Source organism: Thioclava sp. JE_KL1 (genome assembly GCF_009296265.1).
Lineage (GTDB): Bacteria > Pseudomonadota > Alphaproteobacteria > Rhodobacterales > Rhodobacteraceae > Thioclava.
In genome coordinates, this window is the sequence record NZ_WBJS01000006.1 from 137,616 (window position 1) to 160,608 (window position 22,993).

Annotated in this window: 28 protein-coding genes and 1 other RNA gene; 8 read left to right on the forward strand and 21 right to left on the reverse strand. The window is 64.2% G+C overall.

Features of this window, described 5'->3' with window-relative positions:
* The first annotated feature begins 35 nt into the window (after positions 1-35).
* A complete protein-coding gene (locus tag F8R15_RS12900; RefSeq protein ID WP_152844842.1) occupies positions 36-656 on the forward strand; it encodes a TetR/AcrR family transcriptional regulator in 621 nt (206 codons plus the stop codon).
* Here F8R15_RS12900 and F8R15_RS12905 read toward each other — a convergent pair whose 3' ends face one another.
* From F8R15_RS12905 to F8R15_RS12935, 7 genes are all read right to left on the reverse strand, one after another.
* Positions 657-1,442, reverse strand: coding sequence for an NYN domain-containing protein (locus F8R15_RS12905; protein ID WP_078571977.1), 786 nt, complete (start codon positions 1,440-1,442; stop codon positions 657-659).
* 91 nt (positions 1,443-1,533) lie between these two features.
* On the reverse strand, positions 1,534-1,881 hold the full coding sequence (locus F8R15_RS12910; protein ID WP_152844843.1) for an antibiotic biosynthesis monooxygenase: 348 nt from the start codon (positions 1,879-1,881) through the stop codon (positions 1,534-1,536).
* 77 nt (positions 1,882-1,958) lie between these two features.
* Positions 1,959-2,765, reverse strand: coding sequence for a cytochrome c1 (locus F8R15_RS12915; RefSeq protein WP_152844844.1), 807 nt, complete (start codon positions 2,763-2,765; stop codon positions 1,959-1,961).
* A gap of 20 nt (positions 2,766-2,785) precedes the next feature.
* Positions 2,786-4,102: a cytochrome b gene (petB, locus tag F8R15_RS12920; protein WP_152844845.1), complete on the reverse strand. Its 1,317-nt coding sequence runs from the start codon at positions 4,100-4,102 to the stop codon at positions 2,786-2,788.
* Positions 4,103-4,114: 12 nt separating this feature from the next.
* Positions 4,115-4,675, reverse strand: a complete 561-nt coding sequence (gene petA / locus F8R15_RS12925; protein ID WP_078520169.1) for a ubiquinol-cytochrome c reductase iron-sulfur subunit — start codon at positions 4,673-4,675, stop codon at positions 4,115-4,117.
* A 377-nt stretch (positions 4,676-5,052) separates the two neighbouring features.
* Positions 5,053-5,766 carry a response regulator gene (locus F8R15_RS12930; RefSeq protein WP_152844847.1) on the reverse strand — a complete coding sequence of 238 codons (714 nt, stop codon included), beginning with the start codon at positions 5,764-5,766 and terminating at the stop codon, positions 5,053-5,055.
* Positions 5,766-6,263, reverse strand: coding sequence for a MarR family winged helix-turn-helix transcriptional regulator (locus F8R15_RS12935; RefSeq protein ID WP_075775697.1), 498 nt, complete (start codon positions 6,261-6,263; stop codon positions 5,766-5,768). The genes F8R15_RS12930 and F8R15_RS12935 overlap by 1 nt, the downstream gene beginning before the upstream one ends.
* Positions 6,264-6,415: 152 nt before the next feature.
* On the opposite strand from F8R15_RS12935, the gene F8R15_RS12940 reads away from it, so the two are divergent.
* Positions 6,416-7,285, forward strand: coding sequence for a branched-chain amino acid aminotransferase (locus F8R15_RS12940; protein ID WP_078542809.1), 870 nt, complete (start codon positions 6,416-6,418; stop codon positions 7,283-7,285).
* A gap of 86 nt (positions 7,286-7,371) precedes the next feature.
* Here the strand turns inward: F8R15_RS12940 and F8R15_RS12945 are convergent, their stop codons facing one another.
* The 14 genes from F8R15_RS12945 to F8R15_RS13010 form a co-directional block, all read right to left on the reverse strand.
* Positions 7,372-7,557, reverse strand: a complete 186-nt coding sequence (locus F8R15_RS12945) for a hypothetical protein (protein WP_078601701.1) — start codon at positions 7,555-7,557, stop codon at positions 7,372-7,374.
* A gap of 104 nt (positions 7,558-7,661) precedes the next feature.
* Positions 7,662-8,603, reverse strand: coding sequence for a DMT family transporter (locus F8R15_RS12950; RefSeq protein ID WP_152844992.1), 942 nt, complete (start codon positions 8,601-8,603; stop codon positions 7,662-7,664).
* Between the two features lie 46 nt (positions 8,604-8,649).
* A complete protein-coding gene (gene queG / locus F8R15_RS12955) occupies positions 8,650-9,690 on the reverse strand; it encodes a tRNA epoxyqueuosine(34) reductase QueG (protein ID WP_152844848.1) in 1,041 nt (346 codons plus the stop codon).
* A 151-nt stretch (positions 9,691-9,841) separates the two neighbouring features.
* Positions 9,842-11,368: an FAD-dependent oxidoreductase gene (locus F8R15_RS12960; RefSeq protein ID WP_152844849.1), complete on the reverse strand. Its 1,527-nt coding sequence runs from the start codon at positions 11,366-11,368 to the stop codon at positions 9,842-9,844.
* A gap of 214 nt (positions 11,369-11,582) precedes the next feature.
* Entirely contained in the window at positions 11,583-12,248 is a 666-nt protein-coding gene (locus F8R15_RS12965; protein WP_152844850.1) for a glutathione S-transferase family protein, read from the reverse strand.
* Positions 12,249-12,424: 176 nt separating this feature from the next.
* Positions 12,425-12,769: a TfoX/Sxy family protein gene (locus tag F8R15_RS12970; RefSeq protein ID WP_152844851.1), complete on the reverse strand. Its 345-nt coding sequence runs from the start codon at positions 12,767-12,769 to the stop codon at positions 12,425-12,427.
* A complete protein-coding gene (gene recR, locus F8R15_RS12975; RefSeq protein ID WP_078520160.1) occupies positions 12,769-13,368 on the reverse strand; it encodes a recombination mediator RecR in 600 nt (199 codons plus the stop codon). The genes F8R15_RS12970 and recR overlap by 1 nt, the downstream gene beginning before the upstream one ends.
* A 4-nt stretch (positions 13,369-13,372) precedes the next feature.
* Positions 13,373-13,717, reverse strand: coding sequence for a YbaB/EbfC family nucleoid-associated protein (locus F8R15_RS12980; protein WP_078520159.1), 345 nt, complete (start codon positions 13,715-13,717; stop codon positions 13,373-13,375).
* 127 nt (positions 13,718-13,844) lie between these two features.
* Positions 13,845-15,575: a DNA polymerase III subunit gamma/tau gene (locus tag F8R15_RS12985; RefSeq protein ID WP_152844852.1), complete on the reverse strand. Its 1,731-nt coding sequence runs from the start codon at positions 15,573-15,575 to the stop codon at positions 13,845-13,847.
* A gap of 63 nt (positions 15,576-15,638) precedes the next feature.
* The gene (locus F8R15_RS12990) at positions 15,639-16,550 is read right to left on the reverse strand and encodes an MBL fold metallo-hydrolase (protein ID WP_152844853.1); all 912 of its coding nucleotides are present in this window, start codon (positions 16,548-16,550) and stop codon (positions 15,639-15,641) included.
* Positions 16,551-16,651: 101 nt separating this feature from the next.
* Positions 16,652-16,748, reverse strand: an RNA gene (gene ffs / locus F8R15_RS12995) — signal recognition particle sRNA small type.
* Between the two features lie 151 nt (positions 16,749-16,899).
* Complete coding sequence (locus F8R15_RS13000; RefSeq protein WP_152844854.1) at positions 16,900-17,946, reverse strand: YeeE/YedE family protein; 1,047 nt, start codon at positions 17,944-17,946, stop codon at positions 16,900-16,902.
* Positions 17,947-17,998: 52 nt separating this feature from the next.
* Positions 17,999-18,298 (reverse strand): helix-turn-helix transcriptional regulator, encoded by a 300-nt coding sequence (locus F8R15_RS13005; protein ID WP_078520155.1) that lies wholly within the window; start codon positions 18,296-18,298, stop codon positions 17,999-18,001.
* A gap of 213 nt (positions 18,299-18,511) precedes the next feature.
* Positions 18,512-18,988 (reverse strand): hypothetical protein, encoded by a 477-nt coding sequence (locus F8R15_RS13010; protein ID WP_253732578.1) that lies wholly within the window; start codon positions 18,986-18,988, stop codon positions 18,512-18,514.
* Positions 18,989-19,099: 111 nt separating this feature from the next.
* Between F8R15_RS13010 and F8R15_RS13015 the strand changes: the two genes are divergently transcribed.
* The 6 genes from F8R15_RS13015 (at position 19,100) to soxA (ending at position 22,915) form a co-directional block, all read left to right on the forward strand.
* Positions 19,100-19,837, forward strand: coding sequence for a cytochrome c biogenesis CcdA family protein (locus F8R15_RS13015; RefSeq protein ID WP_232621622.1), 738 nt, complete (start codon positions 19,100-19,102; stop codon positions 19,835-19,837).
* A gap of 25 nt (positions 19,838-19,862) precedes the next feature.
* A complete protein-coding gene (locus F8R15_RS13020; RefSeq protein WP_152844855.1) occupies positions 19,863-20,417 on the forward strand; it encodes a thioredoxin family protein in 555 nt (184 codons plus the stop codon).
* Between the two features lie 234 nt (positions 20,418-20,651).
* On the forward strand, positions 20,652-21,128 hold the full coding sequence (soxX, locus tag F8R15_RS13025; protein ID WP_078520153.1) for a sulfur oxidation c-type cytochrome SoxX: 477 nt from the start codon (positions 20,652-20,654) through the stop codon (positions 21,126-21,128).
* Between the two features lie 37 nt (positions 21,129-21,165).
* Positions 21,166-21,588 carry a thiosulfate oxidation carrier protein SoxY gene (soxY, locus tag F8R15_RS13030; RefSeq protein WP_078520152.1) on the forward strand — a complete coding sequence of 141 codons (423 nt, stop codon included), beginning with the start codon at positions 21,166-21,168 and terminating at the stop codon, positions 21,586-21,588.
* A 25-nt stretch (positions 21,589-21,613) separates the two neighbouring features.
* On the forward strand, positions 21,614-21,940 hold the full coding sequence (gene soxZ, locus F8R15_RS13035; protein WP_078520151.1) for a thiosulfate oxidation carrier complex protein SoxZ: 327 nt from the start codon (positions 21,614-21,616) through the stop codon (positions 21,938-21,940).
* Between the two features lie 114 nt (positions 21,941-22,054).
* Positions 22,055-22,915: a sulfur oxidation c-type cytochrome SoxA gene (soxA, locus tag F8R15_RS13040; protein WP_078520150.1), complete on the forward strand. Its 861-nt coding sequence runs from the start codon at positions 22,055-22,057 to the stop codon at positions 22,913-22,915.
* Positions 22,916-22,993: the final 78 nt, after the last annotated feature.

A 22,993-nucleotide genomic window follows, 5' to 3' on the forward strand; every position in this document is an offset into this window, starting at 1 on the left:
GAGCCCCGGGGGCGTTTCCCGGGACCGGAGGGCAGATGTCACAGGCAGATCAGATCAATCGCGGGCGCAAGTTCGATCAGGTGCTCGAAGGGGCGCGGACGATCTTTCTGCGTGACGGGTTCGACGGGGCCTCGGTCGATGACATCGCCAAGGAAGCGGGCGTGTCGAAAGCCACGCTTTACAGCTATTTCCCCGATAAGCGGCTGATGTTCGTCGAGGTCGTGCGCTCGCAACTGAAAGAGCAGACCGACAGCGCGGTCGCCACGATCGATTTCGGTGCGGCGCCCGAGGTGGTTCTGTCGCTCGCCGCTGCGCAGATCGTCGACTCGATGAGCTGCAAGCTGAATCAGGGGCTCTATCGGCTCTGCGTCGCCGAATCCGAGCGGTTTCTCGAACTGGGCCGCGCCTTCTACGCGGCGGGGCCGGAACTGGTGCATGAGTTGCTGATGGACTATCTGCGCTGCGCTGCCGATCGGGGCGAGCTGGTGATCGACGATATCGACCTTGCCGCCTACCTCTTCATCGAGCTGTGCAAGTCGGAGCTGCACCCGAAGCTTCTGTTCGGGATTTGCGACAGCTTCTCCGGCGAGCAGAAAGAGCGCGTGATCCGGGGTGCGGTCGCGATGTTCCTTGCGCGCTACGGGGCGAAGGCCTGATCAGGCCAGATCGCGCACCATCCACTGATTGCCTTCACCGCGCTGCAACTGGAAGCGGCCCGTCTTGATCAGCAGGTCCGACAGCTTCGCGCTGCCATAGGTGCGGGTGTCGAAATCCGGGTTGGCCTGCGTGATGAACTGGCCGAGCTGGCCCAGCGAATACCATTCCTCTTCGAGACCGATCGCTTTCATCGCGTTGACGATGATCGGGATCGCGGCTTTGGGCTCCTGCTTGCCGCCCGAAGATTTCGGGGCGCTGGTGCTGCTGGTCTTGTCCGAAGTCGGCTTGGCGGTGGTGTCGGTGGTGCTGTCGCCATTGCCGAGGTTCTCGACATAGATGAAGCGTTTGCAGGCCTTGCGGAAGGCCTCGGGCGTCTTCTGTTCGCCGATGCCATAGACGTCCAGCCCCTGCTCGCGGATGCGGGCGGCGAGGCGGGTGAAGTCGCTGTCCGAGGAGACCAGCACGAAGCCGTCGAACAGATCCGAATGCAGGAAATCCATCGCCGCGATGACGAGGCCGATATCGGAGGCGTTCTTGCCCTTCGTATTGGCGAATTGCTGATCCGCGACGAGGCCCAGTTCGGCCACGCGCTTGGCCCAGCCCGCGAGGCGCTGCGCCGACCAGTCGCCGTAGATGCGGCGCACCGAGGCTTCGCCCAGCGAGGCGATCTCTTCGAAGATCGCTTCGGCATATCCGGCGGGGACGTTATCGGCGTCGATCAGCACGCACAGGCGCGGGGCGCGGGAGGCGGGGCTGATATGGGGCAGCTCGGAAATGTCGGGCATTGTTACTCCTCTTGTCCCTTCCCAGATAGCCCGCTTGCCCCCGACATCCAAGAGCGCGGACGCTTTGCGCCGCGTCAGCAGAGGGAGAATTTCAGCGCCCCTCGGGCCCGTCATACTGGCGTTCGACCTTGGCGACGCGTAGCGCGTAGTGGCGATACCAGCGGTCCTTGCCGAGTTGCTGCGCGAGCTGGTGCTTCGCCACAGCCTTCCACGCGATCAGCGCGGCCTCGTCGGCCCAGTAGCTGACGGTCAGGCCGAAGCCTGTTCCATCGCGTGCGCTCTCCATCCCGATATATCCGGGCTGCTCTGCGGCGAGCGCGGCCATCTGTTCGGCCATCGCGCCATAGCCCTCATCGGTTGCCCCGCGCAGGGAGGCGAAGATCACCGCGTAATAGGGCGGGTCGGGCAGGGGCGCGAAGCCGGGGGGGCGGGTGGACATCAGGCATCTCCAGAGAACGGAAAACGCCCCCTCGCGGGCGAGGGGGCGTTCATCAGTCTAGCAGGTCGAGCCCGGGCTTACAGGTCGAACTTCTTGCCCTTATGCGGCGCCCAGAGCTTCTTGTTGGTCAGGTACAGGAGCGTGCTCAGCACCGCCAGCATCAGCACCGCGACGAAGCCCCAGCGCTTGCGCGATTCCAGCTTCGGCTCGGCAGTCCACATCAGGTAGGCAGCAACGTCCTGAGCCATCTGTTCGACGGTGGCGGGCGTGCCGTCCTCATATTCGATGAGGTCTTCCGAGAGCGGCGGAGGCATGGCGATCCAACCACCCGGGAAGGTGTGGTTGCCGTAGAAATACGAGCCTGCCTCTTCCTTCTCTTCGCCGGTGTAACCGGTCAGAACCGAGTAGATATACTCGGGGCCGCCGATGCCGCGGAAGAACTGGTTGATGCCGAGGCCGTAGGGGCCGTGGAAGCCCGCGCGCGCTTTCGCCATCAGCGACAGATCCGGACCCATGCCCATGCCGGAGATGAACGGGAAGTGGTCAGTCTCCTTGCCGGGGCGCTCTTCGCCGGTTTCCTTGTCCATCACGGTGAACTCGGCGGCATAGGCGCGCACCCAGGCCGGGTCCATCATCGGGCCGCCCTGATCCGCGAGCGTGCGGAAGGCGACATAGCGCAGGCCGTGGCAGGCCGAGCAGACCTCCCGGTAGACCTGGAAGCCGCGGCGCAGCTGCTGTTGGTCGAAGGTCCCGAAGGGGCCCTCGAAGGAGAAGTCGATATCCTCGACATGGCTTTCGCCGCTTTCGGCCGCTATCGCCGGGGAGGTCAGGGCGCTTGCCCCGATCACCAGCGCCGACAGGGCAGAGATCAGAAGATGTTTCATTTGGTGTCCCTCTTCCTTACTCATTCAGCCGATTTGATATCGTAGTGGTGGTTGAAGTCTTCCTCGATCGTCGCCGGCATCTGTTGCGGCTTCTCGATCAGGCCAAGCAGCGGCAGGATCACGAGGAAATAGACGAACCAGTAGGTCGCGCCGATCAGCGAGATGTAGGGGTAGATCCCGTCGGTCGGCATCGCGCCCACCCACATCAGCACCATGAAGTCGATCGCCAGCAGCCAGAACCACCATTTGAACATCGGGCGGTAGGCGCCCGAGCGCACTTTCGAGGTGTCGAGCCACGGGGCCAGCGCCATCACGAGGATCGCGCCGAACATCGCGAGCACGCCGAAGAACTTCGCGTCGACGATGCCGAAGGTGATCCAGTTGACGAACATCACGGCCCAGACGTCCGAGGTGAAGGCGCGCAGGATCGCGTAGAACGGCAGGAAGTACCATTCCGGCACGATGTGTGCGGGCGTCGCCAGCGGGTTCGCCTCGATGTAGTTGTCGGGGTGGCCGAGATAGTTCGGCATGAAACCCACGACCGCGGCGAAGACCAGCAGGATCACGGCGAGCGCGAAGAGGTCCTTGATCACGAAGTAGGGCCAGAAGGGCAGGGTGTCCTTCTCGGCTTCCGCTTTCGAGCCGGTGCGGACCGGAACGCCCGTCGGGTTGTTGTTGCCCGTGGTGTGGAAGGCCCAGATGTGAACGACGACGAGCGCCGCGATCACGAAGGGCAGCAGGTAGTGCAGCGAGAAGAAGCGGTTCAGCGTCGCGTTGTCCACCGCCGGGCCGCCAAGCAGCCAGGCCTGGATCGACTCGCCGATGCCCGGGATCGCGCCGAACAGGCCGGTGATCACGGTCGCGCCCCAGAAGGACATCTGACCCCAGGGCAGAACGTAGCCCATGAACGCCGTGCCCATCATGCACAGGTAGATGATCATGCCGATGATCCAGGTGATCTCGCGGGGCGCCTTGTAGGAGCCGTAATAGAGGCCGCGGAAGATGTGGATATAGACGGCGAGGAAGAACAGCGAGGCGCCGTTCGCGTGGATGTAGCGCAGCATGTAGCCGCCATTCACGTCGCGCATGATGTGCTCGACCGAGGCGAAGGCCAGATCGACATGCGGGGTGTAATGCATCACCAGAACGATGCCGGTGACGATCTGCAGCACGAGGCAGAAGGCCAGCACGATGCCCCAAATCCACCACCAGTTCAGGTTCTTGGGGGTGGGGATCATGATCGTGTCGTAGATCAGTCCGATGATCGGAAGACGCTTATGCGTCCATTTCTCGAAGCCCGTCTTGGGCTCGTAATGGTCGTGGGGAATGCCCGACATTTAAATGCCTCCTCAGCCCAGCTTGATGGTGGTTTCATCGGTGAACTGGGCCACCGGGATATCGAGATTGCGCGGTGCGGGGCCTTTGCGGATCCGGCCGGCGGTGTCGTAATGCGACCCGTGGCAGGGGCAGAACCAGCCGTGGTAGTCCCCGGAGCCGTTGCCGATCGGCACGCAGCCCAAGTGGGTGCACACGCCGATCATCACCAGCCATTCGCCCGCTTCGTCGAGGGTGCGGTTCTCGTCGGTCGCTTCGGCGCCCGGCTTGTTCGCGTTCTCGGCGGAGGTGTCGACCAGATCGGAGAGCGGCACTTCACGCCCCAGTTCGATCTCTTCCTCGGTGCGGCGGCGGATGAAGACCGGCTTGCCGCGCCATTTCACCGTGAGCTGCGTGCCGGTCTCGACGCCCGAGATGTCGACATAGATCGACGAGAGCGCCTTGACGTCGGCCGAGGCATTCATCTGGTTCACCAGCGGCCAGACGGCTGCGCCGGTCACCACCGCGCCGGTGCCGGCGGTGGCGTAGTAGAGGAAATCCCTCCGGGTGCCTGCGTTATTATCTGCGTGGGACACGTTGTCTCTCCTTCCCGGGCCCGCGAGGGGGCCGATAGTGACGTGCCGGGGCACGTCGCGAGGTGCCGCCAAACATGGCCGCTCTCATACCAATCACGAATTTGTCAGTCCAGAACACAATCAACTGAATTTGTGCTGAGGGGCAGTTAATTGTCGCTCGTGCAACAGATCACCCAAGGTCAATGGCCATGCGCACCGGGGATGGGCCCCGTACGGCAAGGTCGACACGCAAATACCGCTCCCGACTGGGGAAAAGCGATTCGTGACATGTAAAACAAACAACAGGTTCGTATTTTTGAAGATGAGCGAGCCCTACGCGACGCCTTTCGTACGCCGCACAGGGGCCCCTCAATATGTAGTATCCGCCTTCATTCCATTCAGTCGGGGGCGAGCAGGTAACCCAGACCGCGCACCGTCTGGAGATAGCGCGGCTCGCGGGGGTCGCGCTCGATCTTGCGGCGCAGGCGCGTGATCTGAACGTCGACCGCACGGTCGCCGCCGCCTTCTTCTCCATTGCCGCGCTCGCGGCCCAATTCCTCGATCAGTTCCGTGCGGCTGACCACGTCGCCCGCATGAGTCGCGAAGATGCGCATCAGCTGCACCTCGGTCGCGGTCAGTTTCACCAGCGCATCACCATCCCACAGCTCGCCCCGCTCCTGATCGTATTTCAGGGGGCCCAGCGAGAGATATTTCGGGCCGCTCTCGGTCTCCTGCGGCACCCGGCGCAGGATCGCGTTGATCCGCAGCAGCAATTCCTTCGGCTCGAACGGTTTCGCGAGATAGTCGTCGGCTCCCGCCTCCAACCCCTCGATCCGTTCGCGCGTCTCGCCGCGCGCCGTCAGCAGCAGGATCGGCGTCGCGATCGATCTGGCGCGCAGATCGCGGGTCAGCGACAGCCCGTCCTCGCCCGGCATCATCACATCCATCACGATCAGGCTGAATTCCAGCCCCGACAGCAGCGACCGCGCATGGGCCGCGTCGCGCGCGGCAGTGACGAGAAAACCGTTGCGCTGCAGAAAGCTCTTCAGAAGCGTCCGGATGCGCTCGTCATCGTCGACGATAAGGAGATGAGGGTCGGCCGAGTAGGGCATCAGTCGTCTTTCATCATTTGATAGAGCTTGTGTAAGTCGGGGCCCATCATCGCCTCCAGCACCTGCCGGAAGCCTGCCACCGCCTGCGGCCCCGCCGCGCGATAGGCAGAGCGCATCCGCCCGCGCTGCGCTTCCGACAGCGCACGTTCCAGCGTTTCCCCTTCAGCGGTCAGATGCAACCGCCGCTCGCGCTTGTCGCGGGTGCCGACGCGGCTTTCCACCAACCCGTCCTCGATCAGCGTACGCAGCACCCGGTTGAGCGATTGCTTGGTCACGCCCAGAACCGCGAGCAGGGTGGTCACGGTCAGCCCCGGCTGGCGGTTGATGAAATGCAGCGCGCGGTGGTGCGCCCGCCCGTAGCCATATTCTTCGAGCAGACGGTCAGGATCGGCGGTAAAGGCGCGATAGGCGAAGAACATCGCCTCGATGCCTTTGCGCAATTGCTCGTCCGTCAGAAAAAGAAGTGTCTCGCCCCCGGGGCTTCCGCTATCTGCCATATCGTCCCTCTCTTTTGCGTGACTTTATGTCAGCCTTGTTGACTATCCAAGACTCAACTGCTACCGCAGAGCAGTTTTGACGCAACAAAGTGTCCACTTCGGACGCAAGTTGCGCAATATTCGTAAAATGGCGTGACTGCAAGGAGAGTAAGATGTCGGGCTCGTATGACGATCGTGACGGCAAGATCTGGATGGATGGACAGCTTGTGGAGTGGCGCGACGCCAATGTCCACATCCTGACTCACGCGCTGCATTACGCGTCCTCCGTCTTCGAAGGCGAGCGTTGTTACAACGGCAAGATTTTCAAAGGCGAAGAGCATTCGGCCCGCCTGCGCAGATCGGCGCAACTGCTCGACATGGAAATCCCCTATTCGGTCGAAGAGATCGAAAAGGCCAAATACGACATGCTCAAGGCCAATGGCTGGACCGACGCCTATGTGCGTGCGGTGGCCTGGCGTGGCGCGGGCGAGGATATGGGCGTCTCGGCACGCAAGAACCCCGTGCGTCTGGCCGTCGCTGGCTGGGAATGGGGCAATTACTACGGCGATGCGAAGATGCAGGGCGCCAAGCTCGACATCGCGAAGTGGCGTCGTCCCGATCCGCGCACCATTCCCGCTGAAGCCAAGGCCGCCGGTCTCTACATGATCTGCACCATGTCGAAGCACGCCGCCGAAGATCGCGGCTATTCGGACGCGCTGTTCATGGACTGGCGCGGCTACGTGGCCGAGGCGACCGGCGCGAACATCTTCTTCGTGAAAGACGGTGAGGTTCACACGCCCAAGGCCGACGTGTTCCTCAACGGGATCACCCGTCAGACCGTGATCGGCCTGCTGAAGGAAAAGGGCATCACGGTGCATGAACGTCTGATCGAGCCGACCGAACTGGCCGAGTTCGAACAGTGCTGGCTTACCGGCACCGCCGCCGAGGTGACCCCGGTCAGCCAGATCCGCGACTTCAACTTCGAGGTCGGCGCGCTGACCCGCGACATCGCCGAAACCTACGAAAAACTCGTGCGTGCCTGATCCGCGCCTCGGTCGAGAGAACAGAAGGGCGTGCCCCCCGGCACGCCCTTTCGCGTTTTTATAGCTCTCAAGCGTAAGTCAGGTGGTCAGGTGGCTTCGGCCCGCTCGATCCGCAGGAACTGTTTCATCCGCGCGCCGTGATCGGGCCGCCCGCGTTTGCTGAGCTCCTTGATCGCCGGGTGGATGCCTTCGCGCCGCTGCAATTCGAGAAACCGCTTCACGCGCGGCCCTTCCGCCTTGAGTTCGGCGCGGTCGATGATGTGACGGGACATATCTTCCTCCTCTCGTCATCGCCTCTGATGACCGCACTATAGCACGGTTCGACTGAGTCGTGACGCAGGGGCAGATGGGTTTTTTGTCGCAGGCGGATCGGCGCTCAGCCTTGGGGCGTCGCGGCCTTGCGCGCGCGCTTGCGCTCCAGCCCCAGCCAATGCTCGCGCAGGATGATCGCGATACCTGCCGCGATGATGAGCGCGGCCCCGGCGAGGGTCGCATGGGTCGGCACTTCCGAGAAAATGGTGTAGCCGATCACCAGCGCCAGCAGCATCGAGGCGTAATCGAAAGGGGCCACCAGCGAGGCATCGGCGAAGCGATAGGCCGAGGTGAGCATGATCTGCCCGGTGCCGCCGATCAGCCCTGCGAGGATCAGAAGCGTCGCCTCCCACGCAGTCGGCACGACCCAGCCGAAGGGCAGGGAGGCCAGCGAGAGCACCGAGGCGGTGCAGGAGAACCAGAAGACGATGGCAGAGGTCCGCTCCGACCCGACCATGCGGCGGATCTGGATCTGCGCGAGCGCCGCGCATGTAGCCCCCGCCAGTGCCAGCCCCGCACCAAGCGCCTCCGCCCCGCCTTCCGGCCCGCTGCCGCCCAGCCGGGGCCAGAGCACGATCAGAACGCCCACCATGCCCAGCCCGACCGCCGAGAAGCGGAAGACCCGAACCGTCTCGCCCAGCAAGACCGCCGCGAAGACGACTGTCAGCAGCGGGGCCGCATAGCCCAGAGCGGTCGCCTCGGGCAGCGGCAGGAAGGCGAGGGCTGCGAAACTCAGCGCCATCGCGGTGGTTCCCACGACGCCGCGCATGACGTGGTTGATCGGTTTTTCGACCCGCAACCCGCCCTGCAGCTCACCGCGCCACAGCAACCAGAGCAGGATCGGCACAATGCCGAAGAAAGACCGGAAGAACACCGCCTCGCCGGGCGGCACCCGGTCGGAGACCGATTTGATCAGCGCCTGCATGATGACGAAGCCCGTGACCGTGCCGAGCTTCAGCGCGATCCCGAGGAGTGGGCGAGGGGTCTGGGTGGTAACGGGTGTCATGACCGCGATCAGATAGGCCGTGAGCGGGGCGTGACAATCGGTTTCGTCACGCTGCTTGCTCCAGCCGGTCGAGCGCCCATCGCGCAGCCTCGGCCACCACTGGATCGGGATCGTCCAGATGCGGGCGCGCAGCCTCGGCCAAACCCGGATCGCCAGAGTTTCCAATCGCATAGAGCACATTGCGCAGGAAGCGGTCGCGCCCGAGCCGTTTGATCGGCGAGCCCGAGAACCGCGCCCGGAACCCCGCATCGTCGAGCGCTGCCAGCTCCGCCAGGGGCGGCGCACCGACGCCGCCGTGATAGCGCGCCTCGCGCGCCTCTGCGGCGAACTTGTTCCACGGGCAGACGGCCAGACAATCGTCGCAGCCATAGATCCGGTTGCCCATATTGGCGCGCAGCTCCTCGTCGATCGGCCCCTTATGCTCGATCGTCAGATAGGAGATGCAGCGCCGCGCATCGAGTTGGTAGGGTGCCGGAAAGGCCTCGGTCGGGCAGATGTCGAGGCAGGCCGTGCACGACCCGCAATGGCTGATCTCCGGCGCGTCGGGCGGCAGCTCCACCGTGGTGAAGATCGCGCCGAGGAAGAACCAGCTGCCCAGATCGCGCGCCAGAAGGTTCGTGTGCTTGCCCTGCCAGCCCAGCCCCGAGGCCTCGCCCAGCGGCTTTTCCATCACCGGGGCGGTGTCGACGAAGACCTTGATCTCCTCACCTTCGGGCGCCTGATCGAGCAACCAGCGTCCGACGCGTTTGAGCCGCTTCTTCACCAGATCATGGTAGTCCTTGCCCTGCGCATAGGCCGAGATCACCCCGTGATCGCGGGCCTTCAGCAGGTCCAGCGGGTCGTATTCGGGCGTGTAGGTCTCGGCCAGCATCACCACCGAGCGTGCCTCGGACCACAGCGCCGTGGGATCTCCGCGCCAGCCCATGCGCTCTTCCATCCAGCCCATCTGGCCATGCATCCCTGCGCCCACGAAGGCGGCCAGCCGCTCGGCGGCCTGCGGGATCGCGTCAGGCGTGGTGATGCGCGCCTTCGAGAAACCCTCGGCAAGGGCCGTCTCGATCAACCGCGCTTTCAACTCCGCACTCATGGCTTCGCCTTGGTCCAAATATCCCGGGGGGCCGCGCCGCAGGCCGGCGGGGGCAGAGCCCCCTCGGCGCGTGACGAATGCGGCCCGGCTCGCGTCGTCGCCGTATCCTTTCGGAGCCGGGCGAGCAAGACAAGGGGCGGGGCAGCACGCGTTAGGTGGCGAAATGCGCCTCCGCGTAAGCCGCCACCGCGCGGGCCGTGTCGGCAAGCGGCGCGCTCAGTGCGACATATCCGTCGGGTCGCACCAGCACCGCCGCGCCGTCACGTCCGAAGATCTGCGCGAACGCCTCCGCGTGATCGGGGGCAGGGCGCAGTTTCAGGCTTTTGGCAAAGCGGCTCTGCGGGGTGGGACCATCCCCCGCGCAGAGCAGGACGAAGCCCGACGGATCGACCAGATCTTGCGCGTGGGCCGGGTGCCATACCCCATCGCGCGCCACCTCCAAGAGCGAGTCGGGAAGCCGCGCACCCGGTGCGATGGTGCCGCGCGCATGCGGGCCGTTGGCGAGCGGTCCGCCCTCATAGCCGATCGCGATCTGGCCCATCCGGGCCGCGACTTTCTCCTGCACGAGATCGCGGCTGCCGAGATAGGGGCTGATATGGTCGATCAGCATCCGGCGCACCGGCGAGGTCGAGGCCATGTTGGCGGTCAGCGCTTCGGTCCCGTGCAGCAGGTCACGGATCACCGGCAGGCGCTCGGCCTCATAGCTGTCGAGCAGGCTGTCGGGCGCCGTCCCCTCGATCACCCGCGCGAGTTTCCAGCCGAGGTTCATCATGTCCTGCATGCCCGTATTCATTCCCTGACCGCCCGCGGGAGAGTGGATATGCGCGGCATCGCCGCCCAGCAGGAAGCGCCCGACGCGCAGCGTCCCGACCATCCGGCTGTTGATCGCGAAACGCGAGGACCACGTGAGGTCATGGAGCGTCGCAGGCAGATGGGCGCGGGCGTCGAAGACCTGCTGCAGCGTTGCAAGGTCGGGCTGCTCGCTGCCCGCCACATCGGAGGCGATGAGCCGGAAACGTCCGCCACCCAAGGGAAACATGCCCAGAAAGCCGTCGCTGGAGGAGAAGATATGCAATTCCTCGGGGGCGAGCGCGCCGCTGACCTTCTGGTCGCCGAGCACGAAACCCTGACCCACCGATTTCCCCTCGAAGGGCAGATTGAGCGTGCGGCGGATCAGGCTATGCGCCCCGCCGCTGGCGATCATCCAATCGGGGTGCAGCTCTTCGAGCGTGCCGCCGGGTCCGCGCAGCACCGCTGTGGGTCGCGCCTGTCCGTCATGGCTCTCGCGGGCGATGGCGACGAGTTCGGTGTTCCATTCCGTTTCCACTCCGAGGGCTGCGCAAGCCTCGCGCAGCACGGCCTCGGTTTCGACCTGCGAGACGAAGAGGATATAGGGGAAGCGGCTCTCGAGATGGGCGAAGTCGAGCCGGAAGAGCGGGGCGCCCTCGCCATAGAACTGCGCGATCCGGGTCTGCACGCCGCGCGCCACAAGGGCGTCCGCCAGACCGCGCTGCGCCAGCATCTCCAGCGTGCGGGCCTGAACCGCGATCGCGCGCGAGGTGGTGGCGGGGCTTGCAGATTTCTCGATCAATCGGACGGGCACGCCGTGGCGGGCCAGTTCGTAAGCGGCGGTGAGACCGGTCGGGCCGGCCCCCACGATCAGCACAGGGTGGGGCATGGCAGTCCTCGCTTTGCAGTCCGGGCCAAGCTCTGGATCGGCTTGGGCCTGTCCCTGAGGTAGCGAAGCGAGTGATTAAATCAATTGTTTGAAATTCGTGAGGCGCGCACCTTTGCGTGAGCCAGAACCGTGCCGCGCCAAATGACTGCGCCGCCCGAACGGGTCGGACGGCGCAGTGAAAGTATGGCGATGTTGGGTAGGACGCGCGCGGCGCTTAGAAATCCAGCTCCGCATATTGCGACGCGGGCGGCATGCCGGGGAGCTGATCGGCCAGTAGCGAGCGGAAGGCCGGGCGCGACTTGATCTTCGCATACCAGTCCTTCACGGCCTCCTGCCGGTTCCAGTCGACGTCGGAGATATAATCGAGGCAACTCAGATGCGCGGCCGCCGAGAAATCCGCGAGCGTCATCACGTCGCCTGCAAGCCAGCGCCGCTGTTCCAGCAGCCAGCCCATGTAATCGAGGTGATACTTGATCGCCGTAAGGCCCGCCTTCACCGTCTTGCTGTCCGGATAACCTTCCTTGCGGACCTTCTTCCAGACCCGCTCGCCCATGACCCGCGCGGTGACCTCGGAATTGAACTTGTCGTCGAACCAAGAACATAGACGGCGCACCTCGTAGCGCGCGGCGGGATCGCGCGGCATCAGCGGCGCGTCGGTATGGGTCTCGTCGATATATTCGCAGATCGCCTGGCTCTCGGCCATCATCATGCCGTCCATCTTGAGAACCGGGACCTTACCCGCCGGGTTGCGGCGCAGGAAATCGGGCTGCTGTTCCCAGTAGCGTTCCTCGACGAGCTCGACCTCGAGTTTCTTCTCGGCGAGCGTGAGGCGGACCTTGCGGCAGAACGGGGAGAGGGCGACATGGTAGAGGCGGATCATCGGGGCGACGCTCGCAATTCTCGTTGGGGGATTTGAAGAACTGATAACGGCGGGCGCGGGCGGGTTCAATGGCGACAATCCCGCCGATGGCGCTCCCTTGCCGGAAGGTGATCGGGACGGCACAGGTCGGATGCCTCCGGCGGGGATATTTTTGCCAAGCCGAAGGGGCGCCGGGATTAGGCTTTCGGTTTGGGTTTGCGCTTTGGTTTGGGGGCGGGCAGGGCGGCTTCGATCACGCTCAGAAGGCCCACGAGCCAGTCGGCTTTTTCCCAGAGGTCCGGGTCGATCTGCCAGTGATCCTTGGCGCGCGGATAGGGTTTGCCTGCGACGGGTGCGTGGCCGCTGTCTTCGAGATAGCGCGTTGCCTCGGGGAGTTGGCGCACGAACAGCGTGTCATCGCAGAGAAGGGCCACCGTCTTGCCGCCCATATAGACCGCGTATTCGCCGAACATCGGTCGGGTCGCGATCCGGTCGCCGAGACAGTCGCGCAGTAGCGCCTCCGTCTCGGGCCGGGTGCCCATCAGAAGCTTTTGCGGGCGCGCAGCGCCGCCTGGATCGTGCCGTCGTCGAGATAATCCAGCTCGCCCCCGATCGGCACGCCTTGGGCAAGGCTGGTGACCGCGATGCCGCGCCCTTCGAGCGCCTCGGCGATGTAATGCGCGGTGGTCTGGCCCTCGACGGTGGCGTTGAGGGCGAGGATCACCTCGGTGATGCCTTCCTCGGTGGCGCGTTCGAGCAGGTCGGGTATGCGCAGGTCCTCCGGCCCGATCGCATCGAGCGCAGACAGCGTGCCGCCAAGGACGTGGTATCGGCCCTTGAAGGCGTGGCCGCGCTCCATCGCCCAGAGGTCGGCGACATCCTCGATCACGCAGATCTCGCCGGTGGCGCGTTTGGGGTCTTCGCAGATGTCGCAGATCGGCGCCGTCGAGATATTGCCGCAGCGCTCACATTCGCGCGCGGTGCGGGCCACTTGCGCCATCGCCTCGGCCAAGGGGCCCATCAGCTGCGCGCGTTTCGAGATCAGATGCAGCACCGCGCGCCGCGCGGAGCGGGGACCAAGCCCCGGCAGCCGCGCCATCAGGGCGATCAGCGCCTCTATCTCGTCGCGCGCGCCGCTCACCGGATCAGACCGGCAGGTCCATGTTCTCGGGCAGACCGAGTTCGCGCAGGAGGCGTTTCTGCTCTTCCTGCTCGCGGAACTTGGCCTTTTCCTGCGTGTCCTTGATCGCGGCGAGGATCAGGTCTTCGACGACTTCCTTTTCGGAGGCCTGCAGGATCGAGGGGTCGATGGAGAGCCCGGTCAATTCGCCCTTCGCGGTGGCGCGGGCCTGCACGAGACCGGCCCCGGCCTCGCCGGTGACGACGATGGATTTGAGCTCTTCCTGGAGCTCGCCCATCTTCTCCTGCATTTCCTTGGCGGCCTTCATCATCTTGGCCATGTCGCCCATGGCGCCCAATCCCTTGAACATCGCTTTCTCCGTCACGTTTGGCTTGAGTGAGAGATACGCATCGCTGCGCGAAGGGACAAGGGACAAGGCGGGAAAACGGCGCGGCAGGGCGGCGCGTGCGATCGCGCAGGGCCTCCCTTGGCGTGGTTCAGCCTTCCTCGAAGGGGTCCCATTCGTCTTCGACCTCGGCCAGGGCCTCGGCCTCGATCGCGGCGGTATCTTCCTCGGGCAGGATTTCGATCTTCGCGCCGGGGAAGCGGGCGAAGATCTCTGCGACCAGCGGGTTCTTCATCGCCTCGGCTTCGGCCTTCGCCATTTCCTCGGCCTTCACCTCGGCAATCGTGGGCGCGCCGCCTTCGGAGACGACCGAGACGCCCCAGCGTGCACCGGTCCAGCCTTGCAGCCGTGCCGAGAGCGTCGCCGCGAGATCGCGCGAGGCCTGCGGGGTCGGTTCGAACTCGATCCGGCCGGGGCGGTAATTCACGAGACGCAGATTGCTCTCGACCTCCAGCAGCAGGGTCATGTCGCGCATCCGGGCGATCAGGTCGACCACGTCGTCGAAGCTCGCGAAGCGGGCGAGCGCGTCGGCCATCGGATCGTGCTGCGGGGCAGGGGCTGCGGCGGCGACGGCCCCACCACCGGCACGTCGGGCGCGCAGCGTCGCGCCATGGACCGGTCCGGTCGAGGGCGCGGGACCCCGGCCTGCGGCTTGCGTGTTCGTGCTGCCCTGCTGGATCTTCTTGATCAGCGTTTCCGGGTCGGGCAGGTCGGCCACATGGGTCATGCGGATCACGGCCATCTCGGTCGCCATCATCGCATTGGGCGCGCTCGCGACTTCTTCGAGCGCTTTGAGCAGCATCTGCCAGAGCCGCGAGAGCACCCGCATCGGCAGCGCGGCCGCCATTTCCTGACCGCGATTGCGCTCTTCGGGCGGCACGGTCGGGTCTTCGGCGGCTTCGGGCGTGACCTTGATGACCGAAACCCAATGGGTGATCTCGGCCAGATCGCGCATGATCGCCATCGGATCGGCGCCATCGGCATATTGCGCGGCAAGTTCGGTCAATGCGTCGGCAGCCTGACCGTGCAGGATCATGTCGAACAGATCGAGGACGCGGGCGCGGTCTGCCAGACCCAGCATCGCGCGGACCTGTTCCGCGGTGGTCTCGCCTGCGCCATGCGCGATCGCCTGATCGAGCAGCGACGTCGCATCCCGGGCGGACCCTTCAGCGGCGCGGGTGATCAGCGCGAGCGCGTCATCGGCGATCTCGGCGCCTTCCGCATCGGCGATCCGGCGCAGCAGCGCGATCATTTCCTCGGGCTCGATCCGGCGCAGGTCGAAGCGCTGGCAGCGCGAGAGCACGGTGACGGGCACCTTGCGGATCTCGGTGGTCGCGAAGATGAACTTCACATGGGCGGGCGGTTCCTCGAGCGTCTTCAGGAGCGCGTTGAACGCGCTCGTCGACAGCATGTGAACCTCATCGATGATGTAGACCTTGTAGCGTGCCGAGGCCGCCCGGTAATGCACGCTCTCGATGATCTCGCGGATGTCGCCCACACCGGTGCGCGAGGCGGCATCCATCTCCATCACGTCGACATGGCGGCCTTCCATGATCGCGCGGCAATGCTCGCACTCGCCGCACGGGTCGGTCGTGGGGGTGCCGTTGCCGTCGGGGCCAATGCAGTTGAGCCCTTTGGCGATGATCCGCGCCGTGGTGGTTTTCCCGGTGCCGCGAATCCCCGTCATGATGAAAGCCTGCGCGATCCGGTCGGCTGCGAAGGCGTTCTTCAACGTGCGCACCATCGGCGCCTGTCCGATCAGGTCGGCGAAGGTCTCGGGACGGTACTTGCGGGCGAGAACCTGATATTGGGTGTCGGTCATCGAAGCTCCGGTGTCATAGGCAGCCGTCAGACTAGGCCCCCGGGGCGCCGGCGTCCACCCGGCTCATTCCCATTCCATCTGGCTGAATACCGCCTGCGCGTTGCGTTTGGCGAGCGTGTCGAAATCCTCGAGATATTCGAACTGGGACTGGTCGACATTGACCGAGCCGATGATGTCGCCACCCTCGTCGATATAATCGGCCATCTGGCTGCGCAGATTGGTCAGGTAATCATAGGTGTCCTTCGTCGCGGTCGCGAGGTCGGTGGCGGGGCCGTGGCCCGGAACGACATGAGCGGGCTCATAGGCGGCCATCGCCTCGAAGGCCTCGACCCAACCGATTGACGAGGACATGTCGAGCACGCCGAGGATGCGGCCCACGAAGACGATATCGCCGGTGAACATCACCTTCTCTGCGGGCAGCCAGACGAAGCTGTCGCCGGGCGTGTGGGCGGGGCCGGGATGGGTGATCTCGATCTCGCGCCCGCCGAGGGTGAGCGTGTAGCTCTCGTCGAAGGTCGTATCGGCATAGACGGGTTCGGTGCCCGCGAGCGCCTCTTGTCCGACCAGCGCGTCGAGCATCGTCAGCTCCAGCGAGGCGCGGGCTTTCTGGTCGGCGAGCGCATCCTCGGAGGTGATGATCTCGGCGCCATGCTCTTTCCAGTAGCCATTGCCGAGCCAGCGGTGATCCTGCCCGCCGGTGTCGATCACGTATTTCACCGGCTGATCGGTCAGCGTGCCAATCACCTGATCGAGCGCCGCCGCCCCCTTGTAGGTGCCGCCCGCATCCACCAGCACCGCGCCCTCATCCGTCACGATCAGCCCGAAGGTCGCGTTATTGCCGAGGTTCTCAGCATCGCGCTGCCCGAAAGGACCCTCGATTGCATAGGTGTTCGGTGCGACTTCGACGGTTTTGAGCGTGCCCGCGAAGAGCGGCACAGGCAGAATGGCCAGAGCGGCCAGAGCAAAACGAAACATGGTGAAACCTCCCCTTTGACGGGAAGATTAACGCGACGACGTCATCGCACAATCGGGCATGGTGACGCGGCGGCAAAACAGAAGTGAACTTGTAGGGGGAGGGTGAGAGGCTGGACAGCGACCCAAGCGGGGCTCGTTGCGGCTGCTTCCTTCCGGACCTGACCGGGTTGGCGAGGCGCTCGCCCGCGCCAACCTCTCAAGGGGCGATATAGGAAACCCGGATCAGATTCGCAAGCGTTGTGCGGGAAGAGTTCGGGGGAGAGGGGGCGCTGCCCCCTCGGCGCGTCCGCGCCTCACCCCCGGGATATTTCAGCCAAGCCGAAAATGGGCCGATTTGCGCGGCCCGGCTTTACTCGGGCTGGAAGCCGTGGATCAGCTGGCGCAGGCCGATCAGCCCGCCGATCACGATAGAGGCCAGCGTGACCGGTGCGGAGAAGGAGAGCACGGCCATCGCGCTCACCCCCTGGCCGATCGAGCAGCCAACCGCGATCGTGCCGCCGATCCCCATCAGGGCCGCGCCGCTGACCTGACGGCCCAGTTCGCGCGGGTCTTCGCAGGCTTCCCATTTGAAGAGTCCGCGAATGGCCGAGCCGAGGAAGGCTCCGCCCAGCACGCCCGCGACGAGACCCACGGAGAAGGTGAGCCCGCCCGCCGTGGAAGTCATGAAATAGAGGATCGTGCGCCCGAGCGGGGCGGTGAAGGACGGTGCCTCGACGCCGGTCGCACCCATGCTCTGGTTGAAGAGATAGGAGGTGCCGACGAAGCACCAGACCACCGCGAGCCCCGCAGCCACGCCCCAGGCGAGGCGGCGTTTGTCCGCGCGCAGCGGCTGATAGCTCAGCGCCCAGGCAAGGAAACCGGCGGCGACGGGCAGGGCGAAGACCAAGGGCGGAAGCCCGGTCCGCGCCGAGAGCCAATGCGCGATGCCTTGCGGGGTGTCGGCGGCCTGCTGGTCGAAGATCAGAAGGCGCAGATGGGCGAGGGGGCCGGACAGCGTCACGAAGGCGAAGATGCCCATCACCACGACCACGACCATTGCGCGTAGATCGCCGCCGCCGAAGCGCACCAGCGCTCCGAAGCCGCAATTACCGGCGAGCGCCATGCCGTAGCCGAAGAGGAGCCCGCCGACGATCGAGGCGAGCGGCGACCATTTGATCGTGTGATAGAAGCTGCGGGTGATGTCGGCATAGCCCAGGGCCTCGGCCACGAAGGCGCCGATGATCGCCACGCCCAGCACGATCCCCCAGAGACGCAGGCGCCTCTGATCGTCGCCATAGGCCGCGCTCTCCAGCGCACCGAGGGTGCAGAAATCGCCCAGGCGCGCAGCGAGGCCGAGAATGATGCCGCCGATCGCCCCGACCATGGCTGCCAAGGCACCCATCGGAATCTGTTCCATTGCCCTTCTCCCTCCCGGATCACCCAGTGTCCGGTCTCATGGCTCACCGGCGTCAGTCGGTGGCGCAGAACATGTCGTAAATCGTCTCGACGAGGCGACGCGCACGCGGATCCGAGAGCGTGTAGTAGATCGCCTTGCCTTCGCGGCGTGCGCTGACGAGCCCCTCGAGACGCAGCCGTGCCAATTGCTGGCTCACCGCGGCTTGGCGCGATTCCAGCAGGTTTTCCAGCTCGGTCACCGATTTCTCGCCCGAACTCAGATGGCACAGAATCATCAGCCGCCCCTCATGGGCGAGCGCCTTCATGAGGTTGGAGGCGTCTTGCGCGCGATCGAGTAGCTCTTCTGCATCCATGCGGGAACATCTCGACTCGGCCGTGGCAGAGGCAAGCTTTTCGGCATGACCGTCAGGCACCAGATGCCGCACCGCATCGTCCTTCCTTGGAAGCCGCACAGAGTGCGACCGTATTGATCGAATGACTCAGGCTTTAGCATGTCGATTCGCTGGAACAAAGCCCGAGAGCGCAAAAACCCGCCAAAAGCGAGACAAAAGCGCGCAGGTCAAACCTCAGTTCGATGGGGTCTGATACGTCGCGCCATTCTTTTTCAGGGCCTGATCGAGCAGGCCCCAGAAGAAATCTTCGCTCGCATAGCCTTCGATGCGGGCGACCTCGACCCCGTCCTGCAGCAGGATGAAGGTCGGTGTGAAAAGCGGTTTGCCCCCGGTAATCGTGATGTCATCGGGGAAGGGCTTGTGCAGATCGACCCGCTGCAGCGGCGCAGTCTTGCCCTCGGGAGTCTTCGGATAGATCGGCGCGAGGTCGTTGTTCCACATCCGGCAGTAGATGCAGCCGACCTGCTCGACCATCAACAGCCGGAACTCGCTGTCGGCTATCGCCTCGCTGGTCTCAGCCTCGGAGGTGGCGGCGACCGACGTGTCGGCGGTTTGCGATGCGGTATCGGCATGCGCGACAAGCCCCGTCGCGCTCAGCGTGACCGCCAGCGCCGCGGCCATGGAAATCGTATGCCACACAATGCGGAACATTGACGGACCCCTTTTTACATATAAAGATCGTAATGTGTTTGACGGGCTCCTTCAAGGACGGTTGGGAGACCGAGGCCATATAGGCTAGGGCGCGTCACGAGGGAGGAAACAGTGCCGATCGATATTACCTATGGCGGGGCGTTTTTTGCTGGCCTGCTGTCTTTTCTGACGCCGTGCATTCTGCCGATGGTGCCGTTCTACCTGTCCTACATGGCCGGGCTGTCGATGTCGGAGCTGCGTGGCGACGGCAAGATCGCGCCGGGCGCGCAGGCGCGCATGGTGGCCTCTTCGGTGGCCTTCGCGCTGGGCGTGACGACGATCTTCGTGCTGATGGGGATGGGGGCGACCGCGCTTGGTGCTGCGTTCCGCGAATGGATGGGGCCGCTGAGCTGGGTGGCCGCGGCGATCCTGCTGGTCTTCGGTCTGCATTTCCTCGGCGTGATCCGCATCCCGTTTCTCTATCGCGAGGCGCGGATGGAGGCGAAGACCGATCCCACGACCTTTCTCGGTGCCTATGTGATGGGGCTCGCCTTCGGCTTCGGCTGGACGCCCTGCGTGGGCCCCGCGCTTGCCGCTATCCTGATGGTGGCGTCGGGCATGGGCGATATCTCCAAGGGTGGGTTGCTGCTCTTTGCCTATGGGATCGGGATGACCTTGCCCTTCATCATCGCGGCCTTCTTCACGCGGCCTTTCCTCGCCTTCATGGCGAAGCACCGTGCCAAGCTCGGCTATGTGGAGAAGGCGATGGGGGTTATGCTGATCCTGTTCGCGGTTCTCATCGTGACCGGGGGGCTGCGCTACATTGGTGAGTTTCTGATCGACGTCATGCCGAGTGGGAGTCTCGGCTGACCGTCTGTTTCTAGGGAGAACGATCATGCGTCATTTTCTGACTGCCGCTTTCACCGCCGCGATGCTGGCCCTGCCGGTCCATGCGGCCGAGATGGGCGATGACGGGCTGCACAAGGAGCCGTGGTTCCACGACACCTTCAAGGACATGTCGGACGATCTCGCGACGGCCAATGACGAGGGCAAGCGCTTCATGGTCATCTGGGAGCAGCGCGGCTGCATCTACTGCAAGAAGATGCACGAAGAGGTCTTCTCCGACCCCGAGATTGCGAAATACATCACCGACAATTACTACGTCGTGCAGATGAACCTCTTCGGCGATGTCGAAGTGACCGATTTCGACGGCGAAGCTTTGCCCGAAAAAGAGATGGCGATGAAGTGGGGCGTGATGTTCACGCCGACCATGATGTTCTTCCCCGAGGAGGCCTCCGACCAGCCCGCCAACAAACAAGCTGTCGCGCAGATGCCGGGGGCTTTCGGCAAGGGCACGACGATGGCTCTGCTCGAGTGGGTAAAGACTCACGGCTATGAGAGCGGACAGAACTTTCAGAAGTACGTTGCCGAGAAAGTTATGGCGAAGTGAGCGCTCTCTTGGCGATTCTGACAGAGTCGTGATCGCTTGCTTGCCAGTGCAGCATTCGTGCTGCTCCCGCGAATGTTTCTGATTTTGCTAAAAAAATCTTGGGTATACGGCTGTATGCTTCGATATATCCGGGTGAACATATTGGAAAATATGCGGTTTTTTGAATTTATCCATTGCACCACTGTAGCGCGCTCGCTTAAAAGTGAGTCAGGGAGAGAATTTGGGAGGACTTCTATGAAACGCCACGTTGCGTGGGCCGCAATGGCCGTCACCTTCGCAGCCAGCGCCGCGATCGCAGAAACCGCGCCGATGGATGTCAAATTCACCGATGTGGGCGCGGTGGCCGAGTCGCTGACCGGCCAGCCGGGCGATGCAGCTAAAGGCGCAGAAGTCGCGGCGACCAAGTCGCTGGGCAACTGCGTGGCCTGCCATAAGGTCTCGGCGCTCGACGCGTCGTTCCAAGGCAATGTCGGCCCGGAGCTGAACGGCGCCGCCGACCGCTGGGACGAGTCGCAGCTGCGCGGCATCGTCGTCGATGCCAAGCACACGTTCGAAGGCACGGTAATGCCGGCGATGTATAAGACCGGCCCCTTCATTCGCCCCGGCGACGGGTACACCGGCAAGGCTGCGCCTGCCGATCTGCCGCCGATTTTGAATGCACAACAGGTTGAGGATGTGGTCGCTTTCTTGATGACCCTCAAGGAAGAGTGACCCTCTGAACGACAAACCCGAGAGGAGAAGATACAACATGACCATGACCAGACGTGACGCGCTGGCGCTGGCGATGGGCGGCGTTGCCGCTTCCATGCTGCCGCTGCCCGCGCTGGCCGATGCCGGTGCCGACGCCATCGCCAAGTTCACCGGCGGCGCCGATGCCGCAATGGGTGACGGCGTCACCCTGACCGCGCCGGAAATCGCCGAGAACGGGAACACCGTTCCGATCTCCGTGGATGCGCCCGGCGCAACCGAGATCGCGGTCTTCGCGACCGGCAACCCGACGCCCGACGTCGTGACCTTCAAGTTCGGTCCGTTGGCTGGCTCGCAGATGGCTTCGACCCGCATTCGCCTCTCGAAGACCCAGGACGTGATCGCTGTCGCCAAGATGGCTGACGGTAGCTTCGTCCAGGCGAAATCGACCGTGAAGGTCACCATCGGCGGCTGCGGCGGCTAAATTCGGTATCTGAGGAGACAAGACCATGAAAGGCGTGAGACCCCGCGTAAAAGTGCCGAAAAAAGCTTCGGCCGGTGACACGATCACCATCAAAACCCTGATCTCGCACCCGATGGAATCGGGTCAGCGCAAGGATAAAGACGGCAACGTCATCCCGCGCGAGATCATCAATCGCTTCACCTGCGACTTCAACGGTGAGAACGTCGTCGACGTGACCCTCGAGCCGGCGATCTCGACGAACCCCTACATCGAATTCGAGGCGAAAGTCCCGGAATCGGGTGAGTTCAAGTTCACCTGGTACGATGATGACGGCTCGACCTACGAAGACAGCCAGAAGATCGAAGTGAGCTGATCGGCCGAATGGCTAGCGGCGCGTGAGGGAGCGCGCCGCCTCACCAAGAACAGAGAACCGCGCCTGTTTGGGGAGATCGATGGGCGCGGGGCACACCCAGGGAGGACACAGAATATGACGTTGCGCACCAGCCGCACCATCCTAGCCGCCACTGCAGCCTTCGCGCTCAGCACCGCGGCGCTGCACGCCGAAATGGCTGACGACGAACTCGTCATCAACGGCGACACCCCGATCACGGTGAAGGCGCCCGCCGCCGATCACCTCGAAGGGCACCTCGACGAGGTCTATTCCGGCTGGCTCTTCCGCACGGACGAGACCCGCGCGATGGAACAGGACGACTTCGACAACCCGATCATGATCTTCGCCGAGCAAGGCCAGGAAACCTGGTCGACCGCTGACGGCTCCGAGGGCAAGTCCTGCGCGGATTGCCACGGCGACATCAGTGAAGGCATGAAAGGCGTCCGCGCCTCGATGCCGAAGGTGAACGAAGCCGGCAAGCTGTGGTCGATGGAAGATTACATCAACGATTGCCGCACCAACCGCATGGGCGCCGAAGCCTGGGGCTGGGACAGCACTCCGATGCATAACATGACCACCGCAATCGCGGTCGAGTCGCGTGGCATGCCCGTCAGCGTCAAGATCGACGGCGACGCCCAGCCTTTCTGGGAGAAGGGCAAGGAGATGTACTACACCCGCTACGGTCAGCTCGAGCTGTCCTGCGCGTCGTGCCACGAAGAGAACTACGGCAACTACATCCGCGCTGACCACCTCAGCCAGGGCCAGATTCAGGGCTTCCCGGTCTACCGTCTGAAGAACGCGGGCGTGGTGTCGATCCACAACCGCTTCAAAGGCTGTATCCGCGACACGCGTGCGGAAACCTACAGCCCGGGTTCGGACGAGTTCCGCAATCTTGAGCTCTACGTCGCCTCGCGCGGCCTGGGTCTCGACATCGAGGGCGGCGGCGTCCGTCCCTGACCTTTGACTTGATGCGCGGGGCAGGGGCCTCCCTGTCCCGCGCGTTTCGTTTCAACATATTCAATTTTTAATATCTGT

Bases quoted from the DNA above. Each gene is read 5' to 3' on its own strand.
- F8R15_RS12900 (WP_152844842.1), top strand. From the start codon at position 36: ATGTCACAGGCAGATCAGATCAATCGCGGGCGCAAGTTCGATCAGGTG.
- F8R15_RS12905 (WP_078571977.1), bottom strand. From the start codon at position 1,442: ATGCCCGACATTTCCGAGCTGCCCCATATCAGCCCCGCCTCCCGCGCC.
- F8R15_RS12910 (WP_152844843.1), bottom strand. From the start codon at position 1,881: ATGTCCACCCGCCCCCCCGGCTTCGCGCCCCTGCCCGACCCGCCCTAT.
- F8R15_RS12915 (WP_152844844.1), bottom strand. From the start codon at position 2,765: ATGAAACATCTTCTGATCTCTGCCCTGTCGGCGCTGGTGATCGGGGCA.
- petB (WP_152844845.1), bottom strand. From the start codon at position 4,102: ATGTCGGGCATTCCCCACGACCATTACGAGCCCAAGACGGGCTTCGAG.
- F8R15_RS12930 (WP_152844847.1), bottom strand. From the start codon at position 5,766: ATGCCCTACTCGGCCGACCCTCATCTCCTTATCGTCGACGATGACGAG.
- F8R15_RS12935 (WP_075775697.1), bottom strand. From the start codon at position 6,263: ATGGCAGATAGCGGAAGCCCCGGGGGCGAGACACTTCTTTTTCTGACG.
- F8R15_RS12940 (WP_078542809.1), top strand. From the start codon at position 6,416: ATGTCGGGCTCGTATGACGATCGTGACGGCAAGATCTGGATGGATGGA.
- F8R15_RS12945 (WP_078601701.1), bottom strand. From the start codon at position 7,557: ATGTCCCGTCACATCATCGACCGCGCCGAACTCAAGGCGGAAGGGCCG.
- F8R15_RS12950 (WP_152844992.1), bottom strand. From the start codon at position 8,603: ATGACACCCGTTACCACCCAGACCCCTCGCCCACTCCTCGGGATCGCG.
- queG (WP_152844848.1), bottom strand. From the start codon at position 9,690: ATGAGTGCGGAGTTGAAAGCGCGGTTGATCGAGACGGCCCTTGCCGAG.
- F8R15_RS12960 (WP_152844849.1), bottom strand. From the start codon at position 11,368: ATGCCCCACCCTGTGCTGATCGTGGGGGCCGGCCCGACCGGTCTCACC.
- F8R15_RS12965 (WP_152844850.1), bottom strand. From the start codon at position 12,248: ATGATCCGCCTCTACCATGTCGCCCTCTCCCCGTTCTGCCGCAAGGTC.
- F8R15_RS12970 (WP_152844851.1), bottom strand. From the start codon at position 12,769: ATGGGCACCCGGCCCGAGACGGAGGCGCTACTGCGCGACTGTCTCGGC.
- F8R15_RS12980 (WP_078520159.1), bottom strand. From the start codon at position 13,717: ATGTTCAAGGGATTGGGCGCCATGGGCGACATGGCCAAGATGATGAAG.
- F8R15_RS12985 (WP_152844852.1), bottom strand. From the start codon at position 15,575: ATGACCGACACCCAATATCAGGTTCTCGCCCGCAAGTACCGTCCCGAG.
- F8R15_RS12990 (WP_152844853.1), bottom strand. From the start codon at position 16,550: ATGTTTCGTTTTGCTCTGGCCGCTCTGGCCATTCTGCCTGTGCCGCTC.
- F8R15_RS13000 (WP_152844854.1), bottom strand. From the start codon at position 17,946: ATGGAACAGATTCCGATGGGTGCCTTGGCAGCCATGGTCGGGGCGATC.
- F8R15_RS13005 (WP_078520155.1), bottom strand. From the start codon at position 18,298: ATGGATGCAGAAGAGCTACTCGATCGCGCGCAAGACGCCTCCAACCTC.
- F8R15_RS13010 (WP_253732578.1), bottom strand. From the start codon at position 18,988: ATGTTCCGCATTGTGTGGCATACGATTTCCATGGCCGCGGCGCTGGCG.
- F8R15_RS13020 (WP_152844855.1), top strand. From the start codon at position 19,863: ATGCGTCATTTTCTGACTGCCGCTTTCACCGCCGCGATGCTGGCCCTG.
- soxX (WP_078520153.1), top strand. From the start codon at position 20,652: ATGAAACGCCACGTTGCGTGGGCCGCAATGGCCGTCACCTTCGCAGCC.
- soxY (WP_078520152.1), top strand. From the start codon at position 21,166: ATGACCATGACCAGACGTGACGCGCTGGCGCTGGCGATGGGCGGCGTT.
- soxZ (WP_078520151.1), top strand. From the start codon at position 21,614: ATGAAAGGCGTGAGACCCCGCGTAAAAGTGCCGAAAAAAGCTTCGGCC.
- soxA (WP_078520150.1), top strand. From the start codon at position 22,055: ATGACGTTGCGCACCAGCCGCACCATCCTAGCCGCCACTGCAGCCTTC.